The organism is Sporosarcina aquimarina (assembly GCF_033253705.1).
Taxonomy (GTDB): domain Bacteria; phylum Bacillota; class Bacilli; order Bacillales_A; family Planococcaceae; genus Sporosarcina; species Sporosarcina aquimarina.
On record NZ_JAUBDH010000009.1, the window covers coordinates 24098 to 43469 of the forward strand.

Genomic DNA, 19372 nt, shown 5'->3' on the forward strand with positions numbered 1-19372 from the left:
ATTCCTCCTTCTTTCAATCCTCTTACGAGTCGCTTGCGATCCCTTTTTCCATAGCTTTCCATGGCAATGTTGCACATTTAATACGAGCAGGGAATTTAGCAACACCAGTCAGAGCTTCGATATCACCAAAGTCAACCGAGTCATCCACTTCTTCACCAAGCATCATATCTGAAAAGGCATGGGCAGCGTTCACCGCATCCTCTACATTCTTACCTTTAATAAGTTGCGTCATCATCGAAGCGGAGGCCATTGAAATCGAGCATCCTTCTCCTTCAAATTTCGCGTCTTTCACCATATTATCTTCAACTTGAAGCGTTAAGTGAATCACGTCACCACACGTCGGGTTATTCATGTCGATTGTGACGTTGCTGCTTTCAAGTACCCCTTTGTTACGTGGAGTTTTGTAATGATCCATAATGACCGAGCGATACAGCTGATCGAGTTTTTCGTTTTTCATTATTGGAAATACTCCTTTGCCATGCGGAGTCCCTCTACAAGACGATCCACATCTTCTTTCGTGTTGTACAGATAGAAACTGGCACGCGCCGTTGCAGATACATCCAGCCATTTCATAAGAGGTTGACAGCAATGATGTCCTGCACGGACTGCTATCCCGTTCATATCAAGGACTGTTGCTAAATCATGAGGATGAACGCCTTCAAGATTGAACGTTACAATACCTGCACGTTTGCTTGAGTCGCGTGGTCCATAGATTTCAAGTCCTTCAACAGCTTTCATTTGTTCCATTGCATAGGCAACTAGTTCATGCTCATGCTGCTCAATTTTATCGAGTCCGATCGATTCGATATAATCGATCGCAGCTGCCATGCCAATTGCTCCTGCAATAATCGGTGTTCCTCCTTCAAATTTCCAAGGAAGTTCTTTCCACGTGGAATCATAGAGACCTACGAAGTCGATCATTTCTCCGCCAAATTCTACAGGCTCCATCTCATTCAGTAACGCTTTCTTACCATAGAGAGCACCGATTCCAGTAGGGCCGCATAATTTGTGACCGGAAAATGCGAGGAAATCACAGTCTAAGTCTTGCACATCCAGTTTCAAGTGCGGAGCTGCTTGCGCGGCATCCACTACCATAATCGCATTGTGTGCATGGGCGATTTCTGTAATCCCTTTAATTGGGTTCATCGTACCGAGAACGTTAGAAACATACATCATAGAAACAATCTTTGTACGATCTGTCATTGCATCACTTACCTTTTCAAGGGCAAGCGTACCGTCTTCTTCCAGATCGACATATTTCAAGACAGCGCCTGTTGCTTTTGCCAATTGCTGCCAAGGGATGATGTTTGAATGGTGTTCCATATACGTAATGATAATTTCGTCGCCTTCGCCTACGTTTGCACGCCCATAACTTTGTGCCACAAGGTTCAATGCAGTAGTCGTTCCACGAGTGAAGACGATTTCTTCCGCTGAAGAAGCATTCAAGAATTTGCGCACCGTTTCGCGCGCACCTTCGTAGCCTTCAGTTGCTCTGTTACCGAGTGTATGAACACCGCGGTGAACGTTGGCATTATCATTTTTATAATAGTGCTCCATCGCCTCAATCACTTGACGAGGCTTCTGAGATGTCGCCGCACTGTCAAGGTATACGAGAGGATAGCCATTTATTTCTTGGTCTAGTATCGGGAAATCGTTGCGAATGTCTGAATTTAGCATTAGCGCACTTTCCTTTCAATAACCTCCGTCAGCTGTTTCTTCACGCCTTCGATTGGCAATTTGCTTACAACCGGTGCAAGGAAACCATGGATAACGAGGCGTTCAGCTTCTTGCTTCGAAATACCGCGGCTCATTAGATAGAACAGCTGAAGTGGATCTACACGTCCAACGGAAGCTGCGTGTCCTGCAGTTACATCATCTTCGTCGATGAGTAAAATCGGGTTCGCATCTCCACGTGCTTTTTCGCTTAACATGAGTACTCTAGACTCTTGCTCAGCATTAGAACGTGTCGCGCCTTTTTCAATTTTACCGATACCGTTAAAGATTGAAGAAGATGCATCTTTCATGACACCGTGCTTCAAAATATGACCTTCTGTATCAAGTCCCCAATGGACGATTTCAGAAGTGAAGTTCTGTTTTTGAGATCCGCGTCCTACGACAACAGACTTCATATCACAGCGTGAGCCATTGCCCACCAAGTGTGTAAGGTTGTTAGAAATCGTGTTGCTGTCGTTCATCAAACCTAGTGCCCAATCGATGCGGCTGTCTCGGCCAGCAATCCCGCGGCGGTTAACGTACGTCGTGAAGCCTTCCGCTAAAACGTCTACTGCTCCGTAAGTCACAACTGCGTTGTCACCTGTGAAGACTTCAGAAACGATGTTTGCAAGACCTTCTGCGTGAGTTACTGTCGATAAGTAGTTTTCAACATATGTCACTGAACTATTCGCTTCAGCCACTACGATTACGTGGTTGAAAAGAGAAGCTTGTGCATCGTCATGTAAAAACAATACTTGGATCGGCTGTTTCACTTCCACATTTTTCGGTACATAAACGAATACGCCGCCGTTCATAAGCGCTGCATGGAATGCAGTTAGACGGTGCTCGTCCACTTTCACGCCATCTGTCATGAAATACTTTTTAACGAGATCGCTATGCTCACGTGATGCCGTAAAAATATCTGTCATAATAACGCCTTGCTCTTTCAAGTCTTCTGAAAGTGAAAGATACGCCGGTGTATTATTGTGCTGCACGTAAATATTTTTTTGGTTTTCTGCGTCAACTAGAGACTTCGCATCATCAGGAAGGTCACTCAGACTTTCAAATACAGTGCTTTCTACAGCATGTACAGGAAACTCCGTGAAATTCCACTTATCAATTTTTGTTTTGTCTGGCTTCGGCATTGGAAGTGCGTCTACTTTGTCGAGTGCTTCCAAGCGGAGATCGGTTAACCAGCTCGCTTCTCCCGTCGCTGCGGAATAAGAGCGGACGTCATCTCCGGTCAATGCCAATTTTGTTTCAACCGTCATAGTCAATCGTCCTCCCTCTTACGCTTCTTGTTCAACCGTCTCTTCTTCAATTCCAAGCTCTTCTTTGATCCAGTCGTAGCCGTGCTCTTCCAGTTTGCGAGCAAGTTCTGCACCGCCGGATTTCACAACGCGGCCTTGCATCATTACGTGTACGTGATCAGGTGTGATGTAGTTTAACAGACGCTGATAGTGAGTAATGATCAGGCAGCCGAAGTCTTCGCCGCGCATTTCGTTAATACCAGTAGAAACGATACGCAGCGCATCGATGTCAAGACCGGAGTCGATTTCGTCTAGAATTGCGAATTTAGGCTTCAACATCATTAGCTGAAGAATTTCGTTACGCTTTTTCTCTCCGCCTGAAAATCCTTCGTTCAAGTAGCGAGTTGCCATATCTTCGTCCATTTCAAGCATTTCCATTTTACTGTCCAATTCGCGGATGAATTTCATCAAAGAAATTTCGTCCCCTTCTTCACGGCGGGCGTTAATGCCTGAGCGAAGGAAATCAGCGTTTGTTACGCCAGTGATTTCACTTGGATATTGCATACCTAGGAACAATCCGGCTTTCGCACGTTCGTCCACTTCCATTTCAAGTACTTCTTCTCCATCAAGAAGAACAGAACCTGATGTTACCTCGTATTTTGGATGACCCATGATTGCAGACGCGAGCGTGGATTTACCTGTTCCGTTCGGTCCCATAATTGCATGGATTTCATTTGTGTTAATTGTTAAATTGACGCCTTTCAGTATTTCCTTGTCTTCGATTGAAACATGAAGATCTTTTATTTCCAAAGTAGCCATTCCAATACCTCCAGTATGCTTAAGATGAAGCTTTGTTCATCTTCTATTTATCATCATTCTAATCTTAACCTATATACGTTGTGCTTGCAAATCATTAAGAATGATTATAATTTATCTAGAAAAACCTTTTGTTTCGCGGATTGAATTCAAATTCTTGTTTTTCAATTAACATTTCGAGAGTGAGAATTTCGACCTCCATATTTGATAACTAAACATTATTTTTGACTCTTCTATCCAATTGACGTTTTTGCCAAACTCCATTCCAAACGATAGCCATGCACTTTTACGCACCAAAAAAGTACACTATTTTCCAATTGGCTTGGAGAATAGTGTACTTACTAGCAAGGATATGAAATTTAAATACTAGAAGATTATTGGTTAGATAGCTTGGCTGAAGTTCCTTCTTTTGAGAAACTATCAACGATAATTGCAAGGGCGCCGTCCCCTGTAACGTTTGTTGCAGTACCAAAGCTATCTTGAGCCATGTATAGCGCAATCATCAGCGCGACCATGGATTCATCAAAACCAAGCATAGACGCTAGCAGACCTGTTGCGGCAACGACGGCACCGCCTGGTACACCTGGAGCGGCAATCATTGTAATCCCAAGCATAAGGATGAACCCGAGGTAGGTCATGAAACTGATTGGAACATCATTCATAAGCATGACACCAATCGAACAGGAAACAAGTGTAATCGTACTTCCTGATAGGTGAATGGTTGCAAACAATGGCACTGTAAAGTCAGTGACCCGTGCGGATGCCCCCGTCTGCTTCGCTTGCCGCAATGTGACTGGGATGGTAGCTGCTGAAGATTGTGTTCCGATTGCTGTGAAATAAGCGGGTGCCATGATCTTCATTAAACGGAACGGATTCCGCTGTGAGACTGCTCCTGCCACTGTGTACTGAAGTGTCAGCATGATCAGATGCAATATAATAATCATGACGAACACAAAAATGAAAATCGATAAAACTTTTGCGACTTCTCCCGTATAGGTCATATTCAAGAAGATCCCGAAAATATGTATTGGCAGTAATGGGATAATAATCACGGATATTACTTTCTCAATGATTGTATTCAGTTCTTCAAACATATGCAGCATCGTTTTACTTCCGATCGATGCCATACCGATTCCTAAAACGAATGCGAGCAGCAACGCTGTCATTACTCCCATAAGAGGTGTCATTTCAAGATCGAAGAATGAAGTAGCTGCTTCTTTTGCTGATTCAATCGATTTACTTCCTAAACCGCTTATGTATGTCGGTAATAGATTAGTTGCTGCGAAGTACGCTAGAATCCCTGCAACAATCGTTGAGGCATATGCAAATAATGTCGCCAGGCCAAGAAGTTTCCCTGAACCTTTTCCTAACTTCGCAATTCCAGGTGCGATGAAACCGATAATAATCAGCGGAACCACGAAATTCAAGAAACCTCCGAAAATCATATTGAATGTAGCAAAAACTCGCGTGAACCCTTTCGCAAAGCCCTCACTTATGAGCAGTGTTAAATAGCCAAGTCCTAAGGCCAAAGCAATTGCGATGATAATTCTCCAGATGAGTCCTATTTTAAATTTCACTTTCCAAACTCCTTTCGTGCGTTGAATTAGTAAAACCTTCTTTATCATACATGAAAACGCTTTAACTTTCAGTCCTAATCATTATTCTAAAAAAACTCCTCTACCCTATTCACAAGGTAGAGGAGGTAGCAATTATTTAGTTACCGGGACAACTGAGCCTTCCCATTTCTCTAAGATGAAGTCTTGAATTTCTTTAGAAGTTAACACTTCAACAAGTGCCTTAATGCCTGGTTTGTCTTCGTCTCCAGTGTTCACAGCGATGACATTCACGTAAGGTGAATCTGATTCTTCTAACGCGATAGAGTCTTTCATCGGATTTAAACCTGCGTCAATTGCATAGTTGGAGTTGATAAGAACTGCATCGCCTTCTTCACTTTCAAACATTTGTGTAAGCAGCGCTGCTTCGTAGTTTGCATCGAACTGAATGTTTTTCGGATTCTCTTCGATATCTTTTACTTCAGCTTTCGTTTTGTCTACGCCTTCTTTTAGCTTGATAAGACCTTCTGCCTCAAGCATTGCAAGTACACGGCCGTGATCCGCAACAGAGTTACTGATTAGAATTGTTGCGCCTTCAGGGAGTTCATCCAGTGTTTTGTATTTCTTTGAATAGACGCCGATCGGCTCGATGTGAATGCTGCCTGCGTTCGTAAAGTCATATCCGTGGTCTGCTATTTGTGTTTCCATGTACGGGATGTGCTGGAAGTAGTTTGCGTCCAGATCACCGGAATCCAAGTCTTTGTTTGGAAGAACATAGTCCTGGTAAGCTTCAATCTCCAAATCATAGCCTTTTTCTTTCAACAAAGGTTTTGCTTCTTCCAGGATTTCTGCGTGAGGCACGTTAGATGCGCCGACTTTGATGACTTTTGATTCTTCATCAGAACCGCTTGTGCTGCCGTTTTTGTCTTCTTCTGCTCCGCATGCTGCCAGTGCTAATATTAGTACTGCTAGTAGTATTCCAGTTAAAAACTTCTTCATCCATTCCACTTCCCTTTTCTGTTTTTGACTGTAGTCATTATATAGTAGACAGGCGCGCCTGTTTTTCCCATTGTTATCGTTTGTCGAGCTTTTTTACGGCGAAATCGCCTGCGAATTGAAGGATGAATACGACGATTAAGATCAGAACTGTTGAAACGAGTGTGACGTCTGTCCTGCTTCGTTGGAAACCGTCCAAGAAAGCAAGTGTTCCTAGTCCGCCAGCACCAATAATTCCAGCCATTGCTGTATACCCCACAAGCGCGATTGCGGTAACTGTAATTCCTGAAATCAATGCAGGCATTGACTCTGGCAATAACACTTTGAAGATGATGGTAGAAGTCTTTGCACCCATGGAACGCGCTGCCTCCAGAACCCCTTTGTCAATCTCCGTTAAAGCAATCAGTACCATTCGGCCGTAAAACGGTGCAGCACCTATTATAAGAGCTGGCATTGCGGCTTCTGGTCCGCGAATTGTACCAATCAAGAACTTAGTGAAAGGAATCAGCAAGATGATCAGAATGATAAACGGAATGGATCTAAAGATATTAACAATTGAGCCCGTGAGAAGATTAACGAGCTTGTTAGCCCAAATATGACCCGGAGCGGTTAAAAACAGAAGAATACCGAGTGCGAGTCCGATGATGAATGTAAATACAGTAGAGACGCCAGTCATATAAAGGGTTTCAACTGTCGCATCCCACATTTTTGCCCAGTCCACGTTCGGGAAATAGGTTTCAATCATTTCTCAAACACCTCCGTCTGGACACCTTGTTCGTGTAAGTAAGAAATCGCATTCGCTGTTGCTTCCGAATCACCTGTAAGTTGTAGAATCAGTGTTCCGTAAGCTCCGCCACGCGTTTGCTGAATGTTCCCTTGGAGAATACTGACATCGACTGGATACTCTCGTATCAATTGAGCAAGTACAGGCTGTTCTGTTCGTTCGCCGACAAATGCCAGCTTGACGAGTATTCCGTCTGGATAGTCTTCACGCATGAGCGCCATCACTTTTTTCGAGTCTTCAGGTTCAGTTACTTGGGAAACAAATCGTTTAGTTATCGCTTTTTTCGGTGCTTGGAAAACCTGCAGGACATCGCCAGTTTCCACAACACGCCCAGCTTCCATAACCGCCACTTCATGACAGATCTTGCGAATGACATGCATTTCATGCGTAATGAGGACAATGGTTAACCCGAGTCGTTCGTTAATGCTAGTTAACAAGTCTAAAATTGCATCTGTTGTTTCAGGATCCAATGCTGAAGTTGCTTCATCACATAATAAAACTTCAGGGTCATTGGCAAGTGCGCGCGCAATACCAACACGCTGTTTCTGTCCGCCTGATAATTGGGATGGGTAGGCATTTTCACGTCCGCCTAATCCAACAAGCTCTATCAATTCCGATGCTTTCCGCTCCCGATCCGCTTTCTTCACTCCCGCTATTTCAAGCGGAAATATAATATTTTCTTTTACAGTACGTGACCACAGCAAGTTGAAATGCTGGAAGATCATACTGATTTTTTGGCGAGCTTGGCGTAATTCTTTTCCACCGATAGATGAAATCTTGCGTCCATTCACTTCGATTGTTCCGTCGGTTGGCTGTTCCAGCCCGTTTAACAATCGGATCAGTGTACTTTTTCCAGCGCCACTATAGCCGATAATGCCATATATCTTTCCTTCTTCAATCGTCAAGTTCACTCCGTCAACTGCTGTTATCGCAGTGTTTGAGGTCCCAAATCGTTTATTGACGTTTTCTAATTGAATCATTCGACACCCACCTCACTGCTGTTCATTCTATCCATTACTAGTAAAATCAAAAACGCCTTCCTGCAGATTCACAGAAAGGCGTACGCTTAATAATTCATGGCGTTCATCCGATCTCTCATCTTTCAAAGCCTAAGCTTTGTGTGACTTGGCACCATTTCAATACAATTGACGGTTGCCGGGCTTCACAGGGTACTCCCCTCCACCTCTCTCTATAAGAGTCAGTTATTCAATTGGTTGGTATTAGTTATACCATAGCGCCAGATGACTGTCAACTTAGCTTTTCGAGAATGTTTTGTACAGATTGAAAGGCATAAACTTTTTCAGCAGGCTGACTTTTTCGCTTAATGAGCAAACAAGGAACACTCTCAACCTGGTATTCCGTCGCGATTTCTTCAACATAGTTTAAATCTGCTTTCCCAATCTGCACGTCCGGTTTCAATTCGGTCACAACATTCAACATTTTACTAGCCACTGCACATGTGCCGCATAGCGGTGTGTATAAATAGAACGCGGCAAGCTCTTCACTTTCAACTGTTCTAGTCCAATCACTATATGTCCACTCATTCAAAAAATTCACCTTCACTCTATCGATTCCGATTAAAAATATAAAAGACGCCGGGTTAACGGCGTCCTGTTAATATTATTCTCCGACAGTCATTTTGTCGTAGTCTTCTGCAGACATTAACTCATCTAATTCAGATGGGTTCGTAAGTTCTACAACAACCATCCAAGCGCCTTCATAAGGAGACTCATTGACAAGCTCTGGGCTGTCCTCAAGGTCTTCGTTCACTTCGACGACTTTACCGCTAACTGGTGCATATAGTTCTGATACAGTTTTTACGGATTCAACGCTGCCAAATGGCTCGTCTGATTTTAGTTCGTCGCCAACAGATGGCAATTCAACGAACACGATATCACCAAGCTCAGATTGTGCGAAATGTGTAATTCCAATACGGTATTTACCGTCTTCTTCTTTTACCCATTCGTGCTCTTCAGAATACTTCAAACCTTGTGGTGTGCTCATCTAATACCCCTCCAACAAATAATTTATATATCTAATTCTATTTTGCCACAGGTACCTTTGAAAGACAAGATATGAACTTACGCCTTCCAACTTTCAGCAAATGCAGTTTCATTAAATCCAACAGTCGTTGTTGTTCCATCGGTAACAAGCGGACGTTTGATCAGCATGCCGTCAGATGCGAGTAATTGGATTTGTTCATCCTCGCTCATTGTCGCAAGTTTGTCCTTTAAACCAAGCTCACGATACTTCATGCCACTCGTGTTAAAGAATTTCTTCAACGGCAGCTCAGAATTCGTGATTATCTTTTTCAGTTCTTCTTCACTTGGCGGCTGTTCTGCGATATTTGAAGCATCAAACGAAATGTCATTTTCCTTTAACCACTTCTCCGCCTTTTTACACGTCGTACATTTTGGATAGCCATAATAATGCAGTCCCATTAAGTCACCCCCATTGGTTCCATTTTACCACAAAAACACCCAGACTACAGGATTGCAGTCTGGATGAGAATGGACAAGTCGTATTGGAATTAAACTACGTATTTCGCAGCATCAATCAGTTTCACAGATGCTTCCCGTTTCTTCGCAATGACGTTGTACGGATTTGAGCGAGTCAACTTACGCAGCGCTGAAACCATCATGCGCTGGTTGTCGCCTTCTACTGCTGCGTAAAGTGTTTCTTTCGCATCGCGCTCGATTGCAGCAAATGCCTCTTGACAGAAAATTTCTGTGTACAAGATTTTTTGCTGTTCTTTCTCTGCTCCGTTTTTCGCAACTGCTTTTTCAGTGCGAAGAATTGCAGATTCCATTGCAAAGATGTTGTTTGCAATATCCGCAATGTTAACAAGGACTTCTTGCTCTTCTTCAAGTTTAGTTCCGAAACGCTGTGCCGCTAAACCAGCAGCAAGCAAGCCGATTTTCTTCGCATTTTTCACAAGAACTTTTTCTTGGTCTAGCGGAGCATCTCCAATCTCTTCAGGCATCATCATGAGCAGTTCTTCTTGAAGCGCTTGAGCTTGCTGCAGCAATGGCAGCTCGCCTTTCAGTGCTTTCTTCATGAACGTGCCAGGAACGATCATGCGGTTAATTTCGTTTGTTCCTTCAAAGATTCGGTTAATACGAGAATCGCGGTATGCGCGCTCCACTTCGTATTCAGCCATGAAGCCATATCCGCCGTGTAATTGAACCGCTTCGTCCACAATATAGTCGAGTGTCTCAGATCCAACTACTTTGTTGATAGAACATTCAATTGCATACTCCGCAATCGCTGCTGCAATTGCTTTTCCGTCTTTTTGCTGCTCAGCAGTCATCTGGCTTTGACGCTGCTCGAAGTACCCAACTGTACGATAGATCAGGCTTTCAGTCGCATACAGCTGGGAAGCCATTGTTGCAATCTTTTCTTTCGTCAGGTTGAACGAAGAAATCGGTGTATTGAACTGCTTACGCTCATTTGAGTAGGAAATTGCAAGCTCAAGTGCACGCTTCGATCCGCCAACTGTCCCGACTCCAAGTTTGTAACGGCCAATGTTCAAAATGTTGAAAGCGATGATGTGGCCGCGGCCGACTTCACCAAGCAAGTTCTCAACAGGCACTTCAGCGTCAGATAAGATCAATGTACGTGTGGATGAAGACTTGATACCCATCTTTTTCTCTTCCGCTCCAACAGAAACGCCAGGGAATTCGCGTTCTACGATGAATGCAGAGAATTTGTCGCCATCGATTTTTGCATAGACAACGAATACGTCAGCGAAGCCAGCGTTCGTAATCCACTGTTTTTCACCATTCAATACGTAATGAGTGCCCGCTTCGTTCAATTTTGCAGTGGTCTTAGCTCCAAGCGCATCCGATCCTGATCCTGGCTCCGTTAATGCGTAAGCAGAGATTTTGTCACCTGCAACTGAATTCGGTAAGTACTTTTTCTTTTGCTCTTCGTTACCGAACAAAACAATTGGAAGCGTACCGATTCCAACGTGCGCTCCGTGAGTGATCGAGAATCCGCCTGCTACTGCAAGTTTTTCTGAGATTAAAGCAGATGAGATTTTATCCAATCCAAGTCCTTCATATTCTTCAGGTACGTCTGCACCCAGAAGACCTAAGTCGCCGGCAGATTTAAGAAGTTTTACAGAATGCTCGAACTCGTGGTTTTCTAATTTGTCGACAACTGGAAGAACTTCGTTTTTCACGTAGTCTTCAGCTGTTTTTGCAATCATTTTTTGCTCATCAGAAAAGTCTTCAGGAGTAAAGACGCGATCCGGTGTAATGTCTTCAGTTAAAAACGCCCCGCCTTTGATAAACTCATTTGTTGTCGTTTCAGTCATTTCTAGTTCCTCCTCTAGGTTAGGTTCATCTATACGTGCATGATTTGCTTACAGTAATTCAAATACGCCAGCTGCGCCCATTCCGCCGCCGATACACATTGTGACGACTCCGAATTGCTTACCTTGACGCTTCAGCTCACTCATCATCCTCACGGTCAAAATCGTACCTGTTGCACCAAGCGGATGACCGAGCGCGATTGCTCCGCCGTTGACGTTTACTTTGTTCGTATCAAGCTTCAGCTCACGAATGACTTGCAGGGATTGGGATGCAAACGCTTCGTTCAATTCCCAAACGTCGATGTCTTCGATCGATAACCCCGCAAGTTTCAATGCTTTCGGAATTGCGGCGATTGGGCCGATTCCCATGATTTCAGGCGGGACACCTGCAACTGCGAACGAACGGAACTTCGCGATTGGCTTGAGTCCTTCAGCCTCCGCCTTTTCACGATCCATGACTAGAACAGATGCGGCTCCGTCAGAAGTTTGGGAAGCGTTACCTGCTGTAACAGATCCCGTTAATGAAAATGCAGGGCGTAATTTCGCCAGGATTTCAGTTGTCGTTCCGCGACGGACGCCTTCATCCATTGAAAATGTTTCTTTCTTCTCAGCAAATTCCCCGTTGCTATCGACATAGCCTTTCGTAAATTCAACTGGAACGATTTCGTCATTGAACTTACCAGCATCGATTGCTGCTGCTGCTCGACGATGCGACTCAACTGCAAATGCATCCTGGTCCTCACGGCTGACTCCATACTTTACGGCAACTTGCTCTGCAGTATGCCCCATTCCCATGTAATATTGAGGCGCTTCTTCTGCAAGCTTGGCATTTGGCCGAACCGTATTGCCCATCATCGGCACCATACTCATCGATTCAGCGCCGCCAGCTAAAATCGCTTCAGAAGCCCCAAGCATAATTCGCTCAGCTGCATAGGCGATTGACTGAAGCCCTGAAGAACAGAAACGGTTTACCGTAATAGCAGGCGTCGTATCCGGCAATCCTGCTAACGCGCCGATATTACGCGCCATATTCATTCCCTGTTCAGCTTCAGGCATTGCGCATCCGATAATGAGGTCTTCAATCGGACCGTCATATCCGCCAGCGCGTTTTAGTGTTTCTTTTATAGTAATGGCTCCTAAGTCATCCGGCCGGACAGTCGCAAGTGATCCTTTTCCTGCTTTACCAACTGGTGTACGGGAACCCGCTACGATTACTGCTTCACGCATTGTATTTCCTCCTCTAAAGTTCTGATTCATCAGTTGCGCAACGGCTTGCCTTTCACGAGCATGTGCTGCATACGCGCTTGAGATTTCGGTTCTGCTACAAGGCTTAAGAACGCTTCACGTTCTAGGTCGAGCAAGTATTGTTCGTCGACTAATGTGCCATATGGCAATTTACCGCCAGCTATTACATAAGCTAATTTCTTCGCAATCTTCATGTCATGATCGCTGATGAAACCAGATAGACGCATACCCTCTGCTCCTAGCAGCATTGTTGCATAGCCCGTTTCCCCGACTACTGGGAACTTTTCACGCTTAGGTGCTCGGTAGCCGTTATCATAGAGTGAAATTGCCACTTGCTTCGCATCGTATAATTGGTGATCAGCGTTGACACTGATGCCATCTGCGAAATCGAGGAAGTTATTTTCCCGGGCTTCTTCGGCAGAAGTCGATACTTTTGCCATCGCAATCGACTCGAATACATTATTCGCGATGTTTTGATAGTCTACTTGAACACCGTTCGGCAACCCTTTCAGATGTTTCAGGTAGAGACCTACGTTTCCGCCACCGCCAGGAATCAGCCCCACTCCTGCTTCAACTAGACCGATATACGTTTCCATGGATGCTTGGATGTGAGCGGCAGGTAAACAAACTTCTGCGCCACCACCAAGCGTCATTTGAAACGGTGCTGCCACGACCGGCTTCGTTGAATACTTGATTTTCATCATCGCGTTTTGGAATGTACGAACGACAAAGTCCAATTCGAAAATATTATCGTCTTGTGCTTCCATCAGAATCATTCCCAGATTTGCACCGACACAGAAGTTTTTCCCTTGGTTGCCGATGACGAGACCTTTATAGTTTTTTTCTACTTCATCCACTGCGAAATTGATCATCTGCATGATGTCGAGGCCAATCGCGTTTGACTGTGAGTGGAACTCAAGCAACGCGATTCCATCTCCCATATCAATTAAACTAGCCCCAGCGTTTTTCTTAATAACGCCGTGCTGCTTTTTATAACGCTTTAAGTCGATTACTTTTTCATTAACAGGAACTGGTGTGTATCCTTCCCCGTCAAAGTAAAGCAATTCGTTTTTTTCGTCTTTATAAAATGTTTCATAACCTTTGTCGAGTAATTGCTGTACGAATTCAGGGATAACAGTTCCTTCGGCTTTCATACGCTCGACTGATTGACGAACTCCGATTGCATCCCAAACTTCAAATGGACCATGCTGCCAGCCGAAGCCCCACTTCATCGCGTTATCGATTGAAACAATATCATCTGCGATTTTGCCATGCATATCAGCTGAATACTGCAGAGTCGGCGCTAAAATATTCCATAGAAGTTCTCCAGTGCGATCCTCTGCATAGACTAAGGACTTCACTCGGTTGGCCAGCCCTTTTTGCTGCTTTGCCATTTCAATTGAAGGCGTTTTCATTTTTTTGACTGGGCTGTATTCAAGCGTTTCAGAATCGATCTCGAAAATCTCTTTTCCTTTTTTCACGAAGAATCCTTGTTTGGCTTTCGCACCAATCCAACCGTTGTCGATCATTTTTTGCATGAACTCCGGAAGTTCGAACACTTTCTGTTCTTCACCTTCCGTTTTGTCGTAGACGTTTTTCGCAACATGCATGAATGTGTCGAGTCCAACGACATCTAATGTACGGAAAGTAGCAGATTTTGGTCGGCCAATCAGTGTTCCTGTAACAGAATCCACTTCGCCTACTGTGTAACCGCGCTTCTCCATTTCTCGCAAAGTGACAAGCAAGCCATATGTTCCAATTCGGTTCGCAACAAAGTTCGGTGTGTCTTTTGCAATGACCACCCCTTTGCCGAGACGATCTTCTCCGAATAGTGTCATGTACTCAATGACTTCTTGAGATGTTGTTTTTGCTGGAATGATTTCAAGTAATTTCAAGTATCTTGGCGGATTGAAGAAGTGGGTTCCTAAGAAGTGCTTTTGGAAATCTTCTGTTCGCCCTTCCGCCATCGCATCGATACTAATTCCTGACGTGTTCGAAGTTACGATTGTCCCTGGCGTACGAACTGCATCTATTTTTTCATATAAACTCTTTTTCACATCTAAGTTTTCAACAACAACTTCAATAATCCAATCGACATCTTTTAGTTTCTCTAAATCATCGTCTAAGTTCCCCGCTTCAATCAATGCCAGGTTTTTCTTAGAAGCTAAAGGAGCTGGTTTTTGTTTTAGCAGTTTCATCAGCGATCCAGAAGCAAGTCGATTTCGGACAGCTTTGCTTTCTAATGTAAGACCTTTCTTCTCTTCATCTGCAGTCAACTGGTTTGGAACGATGTCGAGAAGAACAACAGGAATCCCAATATTAGCAAGGTGTGCGGCAATTCCAGATCCCATAACACCCGATCCAATAACGGCTGCTTTCTTAATTTGATAAGCCACGTGAAAATCCTCCCTTTGTGTTTGAATGAATGTTCATTCATTTTCTGATTAAAAAAAATAGAAACCTTTTCTATGTAATCTAGTGTAGACCATTCTCAGCGTTTTCGCAATATTTAAATCTAAAAAACATCTACTCTATCCGAGCGAAACAAGTTTGTGTTCTGATTGCACTTTTCATTGTACACTGATGGTATGAAAGGAGTCGATTTAAAATGGAATCGATTACAACAGCAAAACAATTTTATGATGTGATTTCTGAAACTTCACGTTCAATCGTGAAATTCCAAGCAGGCTGGTGCCCGGACTGTCGAGTGATGGATATGTTCATCGAGCCAATCACTGAGAAGTACGATGAGTATGACTGGTACGATGTAGACCGCGATGTATTGCCTGAAATCGCAGAGAAATACGATGTGATGGGGATTCCAAGTTTACTGATTTTCGAAAATGGCGAGAAAAAAGCTCATCTTCACAGCGCAAACGCAAAATCTCCTGAACAAGTAACAAGCTTTCTTGAAGAGGTTTCCATTTAAGTAATTGTTTTTAACTAGCTGACTGCTGCTGCAGTCGGCTTTTTTTTTACTTCTTTTAAAAAAATCGAGTATAATAGAAGAAAAGTGAAAAACTAATAGAGGTGCCACATGAATCCGACAGAAGAAATTACTCAGTTAAAAGCTACAATTGCTAAATATGAAGAAATCATCAACGAAACATCCGCTCCAATTATTTCTTCTATTGTAGATAATACAATTTTGCTTCCCATTGTAGGCTACACTGACCAAGAAAGAATGGAACGTATAAGGACAAAAATACTTGAATATGCAGGAGACCATCGTCATATCGAATCTGCAGTACTCGATTTTTCCAGTATACGGTTAGCTGAAGAAGAAGGTTCAAAAATGCTCACTTGTGAATTGCAATTGATGCGATCTGAATTGCAGTTGATGGGTATCCGTCCAATCATGGTCGGCTTCACTCCACTTTTCGTTCGTGAATTGATCAACGGCGGCATCGCGAATGAAATAGAATCTTATGCGAATTTCAAATCAGCTTTACAAGTTCTTATGAATGAAAAAGGACTCTCATTTACGTCAAATTAAGAAAGGGAGTTTGTCGCCATGCCCCTACTGAAGAAATTTCTAGGTAAATCACAATACGATTCCGACATTCATCTAGACTATAGATCTTCTGCGTGCGGTCCGGTGACAGCTTCGGTTATCTTACTCTATTTAAATAGCCCGAAGTCACGAGTTTCTATCGATGAACTTTATAAGCTTCTTGGAACGACTAGAATCGGATTATTTTCGTGGCGATTTGTGCATAAGCTCAGAAAACTGCTAGGCCGTGATTGGGAAGTTTCCAAATGTACATTATCCTGGGTTTTGAATGAGCTGGATCAGGGTCGGCCTGCAGCGGCGAAGTTCGATAAATGGTTCACCTTCAACTGGAGAAGTCAAAGTGAATTCGCCTACCACTGGGTGCCTGTTATTGGATACGAGATAGTGAATCAAGACGTACTGCTTGCTATCCACGATAACGGCAGTCCAAACTCATCAAGCCAAGTACGTTACGTTTCGTATCGGGCCAACCAATCTGTCTTATCATTTGTGAGAATCACGCCAAAAACGACAGCAAAAGGACACTGATGTGCTCAGTGTCCTTTTTGTTATGAAACGAATTGAATGGCTTGTTTTAACGTGGCAAAACTGCGAATTGCTCCAAAGTCGAGACCTAACCCTACTAAAGTTTGAGCAATGGCAGGCGTCACTCCGCTTACGACTGGCACTGTTCCTACTAATGATAAGGATTCAAATAGAATGAACAACTGCTGCGCCACATAGGTGTCCGTCGTCTGCAAACCCGATAAATCGATGATCAAATACTCGAGATTCAGTCGAACAGATTCTTTTAATACTTTCTCTTGCAGCACCGTTCCTCGATTAAAGTCCATAACCCCGATGAGCGGAAGGATAGCGGTTGTGTCGTTGATAGAGGCAATGGGTACAGATAATTCAGCGATAGCCGCCTGTGAAATAGTCAGCATTTCTTTTTCGTATTGGACGAATGGGAGGCTGAAATAGTAGACAACATCATTTACAATCAAATCGAGTTCATTGGTCAGTTCATACATTTCCTTTGGACTGATTCCGCTAGTAATCCCTTCGTGTTTCAAGACGGTGCCAATGTATGCACGATATTCAGGCACTTCACGCAACATCATATCCAAAGAGATTCCCTCTTTTTTAGCAAATTGTGTTCCCGCTTCTTGCCCCCATTTTTGAATTAGCGTACCGCGTTCTTTCGTTTCAAGGCGCAATGCCTCTGCATACAGTTTCACTAATTCTACACGTGCCGGATACAGTTCGGCTTCATCGCGTTTCAACGTAGGATAGCGTAAGTTCTGTTGTTTCGTTATCAATTCTGCAAGTTGTTCTGCATTTTCAGTAACTTTGTTACTTAAACGGATCAATAGTTCTTTCATATCCAATCCCTCCTGTGGAAGTAACGAATTCTGTTGAAATTAATTGCTTTAGAACCGCATTCAATCCATTTTCACGCAGTCGTTCTTTCGTGTTTTCATCATATTGAGGAATCTCGAGGTCTTGAAGCGTGTCACCTAAATCCACTTCGCAGTGAATGGTTGCTAGATCTTTGGATAATTGAAGCATCGGTAAGTCTGCTTCAATTTTAGCTTTCTCGGACTTTGTCAGCTCGTCCACTGCATGGACGACTCCTTCGGCCGTTCCGTACGTTTGAATCAGTTTCAAAGCGGTTTTGGGACCGATCCCCTTCACTCCGGGGTAACCATCACTTGGATCACCGATGAATGCTTTATAGTCGATGAATTGCACAGGGGTCATCCCGTACTCTTCTACAAATCGTTGCTCGCTATAAACATCATATATCGAATGTCCTTTTTTCGTTAAAGCGATCTGTACGGATGGTGCCAGTAATTGAAGTAAATCCTTATCTCCCGAGACAATCGTGATATCGGCTTTGTCTTTCCACGTTTTCACAAGCGATCCGATAAGATCGTCAGCTTCCATTCCTTCGACACCATAGTTTTTCCAGTTCATATCTTCGGAAACGGATCGAGCCAAGTCGAATTGCGGAACCAATTCTGGTGCCGGTGCCGGTCTGTTTGCTTTGTAGCCATCATAAATGTCATTCCGGAACGTGACCGCCCCCATATCCCAACACACTGCTAAATGTGTGGGTTTGAATAAAGAGATTGCGGTTAATGTATGTCGGACGAATCCTTGAACACCATTCGTTGGAATGCCTTGTTCGTTCAGCTGATACTGTTTGCGGACAGCTGTTGCAAAAAATGATCGAAACAGCAATGCCATTCCGTCAACAATCAGTATGTGGGGACGCTCATTAGTCACAAGTTTCACTCCTTCACTCTTTTCTCATATGTACATGTTGCTTCCTTTTATCATAACATGTCTGGACACATTGATAGAGTTTTTTCGTAAAATATTTCCCTAAGTCGGGCTGCCGTCTAGGTCTGTCTGAGCAATAGCCATAGAATGAATAGCACAGTCAATTTGTGAAAGGGGATTTTTTGAATGAATGAAATGCATTCCAATAATTACGAGGAAGAGCAATGGTTTCCTCAACTTCCAGAGGGATTCGAAGCTCAACAGACCGAGCAGGCTTCTTGGTCTTCATGGGAATCTCAGCCTATGGCGTTAAATGGTTGGAATCAACACCAGCAGCCGGGGTGGAACCAACATCAGCAGTCAGGCTGGAACCAACCTCCTCAACACGGATGGAACCAGTGGAATAATCCATCTCATTCTCAACCTGGATGGCCAGGTTTTCCAGGTTCATCTCATCAGCCGGGTTGGCCGGGTCAGTCGAATTGGCCATGGCAAGGCGGAATGAATCCACAGCCACCCCCTTATCCAGGATCAGGTGGCGGTGGAGGTGGAGGAAATCAGCAAGCCGCACCAACTTCTGCTCCCCCATCTCAAGCTCCCCCGTATCCTGACCAGCAAGGCGCACAAATGCTGCGAGTGGATCCAGGCGGCATTCGGGGCTGTATGTTTAGGATGACCTATGTATGGACATCACGCCGCAGAGGTTTCTGGTTCTTCCCGACATTTGTTGGCAGAACGTCCGTTGCCGGGTATCGCTGGAACGAACAATGGAGACGCTGGACATATACAGGACTTGACCTAGACCGGGTTGAAGCATTCACTTGTATTTAATAACTTGAAATCACAGAGCGAACCGTTTCCGATTGTGGGAAACGGTTCGCTTTGTTCATGGAACTTTTCTGATACGAAGTTTAGAGC

Annotated in this window: 20 protein-coding genes and 1 riboswitch; of the genes, 4 read left to right on the top strand and 16 right to left on the bottom strand. The window is 43.9% G+C overall.

What is annotated here, in order from left to right:
- Positions 1–22 precede the first annotated feature (22 nt).
- From sufU to QT716_RS13310, 14 genes are all read right to left on the bottom strand, one after another.
- Complete coding sequence (sufU, locus tag QT716_RS13245) at positions 23–457, bottom strand: Fe-S cluster assembly sulfur transfer protein SufU (RefSeq protein ID WP_317936567.1); 435 nt, start codon at positions 455–457, stop codon at positions 23–25.
- Positions 457–1677 (bottom strand): cysteine desulfurase, encoded by a 1221-nt coding sequence (locus QT716_RS13250; RefSeq protein ID WP_317936568.1) that lies wholly within the window; start codon positions 1675–1677, stop codon positions 457–459. The genes sufU and QT716_RS13250 overlap by 1 nt, the downstream gene beginning before the upstream one ends.
- Positions 1677–2984, bottom strand: a complete 1308-nt coding sequence (gene sufD, locus QT716_RS13255; RefSeq protein WP_317936569.1) for a Fe-S cluster assembly protein SufD — start codon at positions 2982–2984, stop codon at positions 1677–1679. The genes QT716_RS13250 and sufD overlap by 1 nt, the downstream gene beginning before the upstream one ends.
- A gap of 18 nt (positions 2985–3002) precedes the next feature.
- A complete protein-coding gene (sufC, locus tag QT716_RS13260) occupies positions 3003–3782 on the bottom strand; it encodes a Fe-S cluster assembly ATPase SufC (RefSeq protein WP_398293504.1) in 780 nt (259 codons plus the stop codon).
- 371 nt (positions 3783–4153) lie between these two features.
- Positions 4154–5356 (bottom strand): dicarboxylate/amino acid:cation symporter, encoded by a 1203-nt coding sequence (locus QT716_RS13265; protein WP_317936570.1) that lies wholly within the window; start codon positions 5354–5356, stop codon positions 4154–4156.
- Between the two features lie 132 nt (positions 5357–5488).
- The gene (locus tag QT716_RS13270; protein ID WP_317936571.1) at positions 5489–6331 is read right to left on the bottom strand and encodes a MetQ/NlpA family ABC transporter substrate-binding protein; all 843 of its coding nucleotides are present in this window, start codon (positions 6329–6331) and stop codon (positions 5489–5491) included.
- A gap of 73 nt (positions 6332–6404) precedes the next feature.
- Positions 6405–7073 carry a methionine ABC transporter permease gene (locus QT716_RS13275; protein ID WP_317936572.1) on the bottom strand — a complete coding sequence of 223 codons (669 nt, stop codon included), beginning with the start codon at positions 7071–7073 and terminating at the stop codon, positions 6405–6407.
- A complete protein-coding gene (locus QT716_RS13280; RefSeq protein ID WP_317936573.1) occupies positions 7070–8092 on the bottom strand; it encodes a methionine ABC transporter ATP-binding protein in 1023 nt (340 codons plus the stop codon). The genes QT716_RS13275 and QT716_RS13280 overlap by 4 nt, the downstream gene beginning before the upstream one ends.
- 112 nt (positions 8093–8204) lie before the next feature.
- Positions 8205–8310: riboswitch (SAM riboswitch) on the bottom strand.
- Between the two features lie 50 nt (positions 8311–8360).
- Positions 8361–8669, bottom strand: coding sequence for a thioredoxin family protein (locus QT716_RS13285; protein WP_398293562.1), 309 nt, complete (start codon positions 8667–8669; stop codon positions 8361–8363).
- Between the two features lie 63 nt (positions 8670–8732).
- The gene (gcvH, locus tag QT716_RS13290; protein ID WP_317936575.1) at positions 8733–9116 is read right to left on the bottom strand and encodes a glycine cleavage system protein GcvH; all 384 of its coding nucleotides are present in this window, start codon (positions 9114–9116) and stop codon (positions 8733–8735) included.
- 77 nt (positions 9117–9193) lie between these two features.
- Complete coding sequence (locus QT716_RS13295) at positions 9194–9553, bottom strand: arsenate reductase family protein (protein WP_317936576.1); 360 nt, start codon at positions 9551–9553, stop codon at positions 9194–9196.
- A gap of 89 nt (positions 9554–9642) precedes the next feature.
- Positions 9643–11430, bottom strand: a complete 1788-nt coding sequence (locus tag QT716_RS13300; RefSeq protein WP_317936577.1) for an acyl-CoA dehydrogenase family protein — start codon at positions 11428–11430, stop codon at positions 9643–9645.
- A gap of 48 nt (positions 11431–11478) precedes the next feature.
- Entirely contained in the window at positions 11479–12654 is a 1176-nt protein-coding gene (locus tag QT716_RS13305; protein WP_317936578.1) for an acetyl-CoA C-acetyltransferase, read from the bottom strand.
- A gap of 29 nt (positions 12655–12683) precedes the next feature.
- Positions 12684–15068: a 3-hydroxyacyl-CoA dehydrogenase/enoyl-CoA hydratase family protein gene (locus QT716_RS13310; protein WP_317936579.1), complete on the bottom strand. Its 2385-nt coding sequence runs from the start codon at positions 15066–15068 to the stop codon at positions 12684–12686.
- Between the two features lie 212 nt (positions 15069–15280).
- Here QT716_RS13310 and QT716_RS13315 point away from each other — a divergent pair, with 212 nt between their 5' ends.
- The 3 genes from QT716_RS13315 (at position 15281) to QT716_RS13325 (ending at position 16714) form a co-directional block, all read left to right on the top strand.
- Positions 15281–15601: a thioredoxin family protein gene (locus tag QT716_RS13315; RefSeq protein ID WP_317936580.1), complete on the top strand. Its 321-nt coding sequence runs from the start codon at positions 15281–15283 to the stop codon at positions 15599–15601.
- A 108-nt stretch (positions 15602–15709) separates the two neighbouring features.
- Positions 15710–16168: an STAS domain-containing protein gene (locus tag QT716_RS13320; RefSeq protein WP_317936581.1), complete on the top strand. Its 459-nt coding sequence runs from the start codon at positions 15710–15712 to the stop codon at positions 16166–16168.
- An 18-nt stretch (positions 16169–16186) separates the two neighbouring features.
- Positions 16187–16714, top strand: a complete 528-nt coding sequence (locus QT716_RS13325; protein ID WP_317936582.1) for a C39 family peptidase — start codon at positions 16187–16189, stop codon at positions 16712–16714.
- Positions 16715–16734: 20 nt separating this feature from the next.
- Here QT716_RS13325 and QT716_RS13330 read toward each other — a convergent pair whose 3' ends face one another.
- Complete coding sequence (locus QT716_RS13330) at positions 16735–17550, bottom strand: STAS domain-containing protein (protein ID WP_317936583.1); 816 nt, start codon at positions 17548–17550, stop codon at positions 16735–16737.
- A complete protein-coding gene (locus QT716_RS13335; protein ID WP_398293565.1) occupies positions 17522–18418 on the bottom strand; it encodes a 5'-3' exonuclease in 897 nt (298 codons plus the stop codon). Before QT716_RS13335 ends, QT716_RS13330 begins: the two co-directional genes overlap by 29 nt.
- 222 nt (positions 18419–18640) lie before the next feature.
- On the opposite strand from QT716_RS13335, the gene QT716_RS13340 reads away from it, so the two are divergent.
- Positions 18641–19285, top strand: a complete 645-nt coding sequence (locus QT716_RS13340; protein ID WP_317936585.1) for a hypothetical protein — start codon at positions 18641–18643, stop codon at positions 19283–19285.
- Positions 19286–19372 lie beyond the last annotated feature (87 nt).

What these genes read in the sequence shown, in the direction of transcription:
- sufU (WP_317936567.1), bottom strand. Translation starts at nt 457, where the DNA reads ATGAAAAACGAAAAACTCGATCAGCTGTATCGCTCGGTCATTATGGAT.
- QT716_RS13250 (WP_317936568.1), bottom strand. Translation starts at nt 1,677, where the DNA reads ATGCTAAATTCAGACATTCGCAACGATTTCCCGATACTAGACCAAGAA.
- sufD (WP_317936569.1), bottom strand. Translation starts at nt 2,984, where the DNA reads ATGACGGTTGAAACAAAATTGGCATTGACCGGAGATGACGTCCGCTCT.
- sufC (WP_398293504.1), bottom strand. Translation starts at nt 3,782, where the DNA reads ATGGCTACTTTGGAAATAAAAGATCTTCATGTTTCAATCGAAGACAAG.
- QT716_RS13270 (WP_317936571.1), bottom strand. Translation starts at nt 6,331, where the DNA reads ATGAAGAAGTTTTTAACTGGAATACTACTAGCAGTACTAATATTAGCA.
- QT716_RS13275 (WP_317936572.1), bottom strand. Translation starts at nt 7,073, where the DNA reads ATGATTGAAACCTATTTCCCGAACGTGGACTGGGCAAAAATGTGGGAT.
- QT716_RS13280 (WP_317936573.1), bottom strand. Translation starts at nt 8,092, where the DNA reads ATGATTCAATTAGAAAACGTCAATAAACGATTTGGGACCTCAAACACT.
- gcvH (WP_317936575.1), bottom strand. Translation starts at nt 9,116, where the DNA reads ATGAGCACACCACAAGGTTTGAAGTATTCTGAAGAGCACGAATGGGTA.
- QT716_RS13295 (WP_317936576.1), bottom strand. Translation starts at nt 9,553, where the DNA reads ATGGGACTGCATTATTATGGCTATCCAAAATGTACGACGTGTAAAAAG.
- QT716_RS13300 (WP_317936577.1), bottom strand. Translation starts at nt 11,430, where the DNA reads ATGACTGAAACGACAACAAATGAGTTTATCAAAGGCGGGGCGTTTTTA.
- QT716_RS13305 (WP_317936578.1), bottom strand. Translation starts at nt 12,654, where the DNA reads ATGCGTGAAGCAGTAATCGTAGCGGGTTCCCGTACACCAGTTGGTAAA.
- QT716_RS13315 (WP_317936580.1), top strand. Translation starts at nt 15,281, where the DNA reads ATGGAATCGATTACAACAGCAAAACAATTTTATGATGTGATTTCTGAA.
- QT716_RS13320 (WP_317936581.1), top strand. Translation starts at nt 15,710, where the DNA reads ATGAATCCGACAGAAGAAATTACTCAGTTAAAAGCTACAATTGCTAAA.
- QT716_RS13325 (WP_317936582.1), top strand. Translation starts at nt 16,187, where the DNA reads ATGCCCCTACTGAAGAAATTTCTAGGTAAATCACAATACGATTCCGAC.
- QT716_RS13330 (WP_317936583.1), bottom strand. Translation starts at nt 17,550, where the DNA reads ATGAAAGAACTATTGATCCGTTTAAGTAACAAAGTTACTGAAAATGCA.
- QT716_RS13335 (WP_398293565.1), bottom strand. Translation starts at nt 18,418, where the DNA reads ATGGCATTGCTGTTTCGATCATTTTTTGCAACAGCTGTCCGCAAACAG.
- QT716_RS13340 (WP_317936585.1), top strand. Translation starts at nt 18,641, where the DNA reads ATGAATGAAATGCATTCCAATAATTACGAGGAAGAGCAATGGTTTCCT.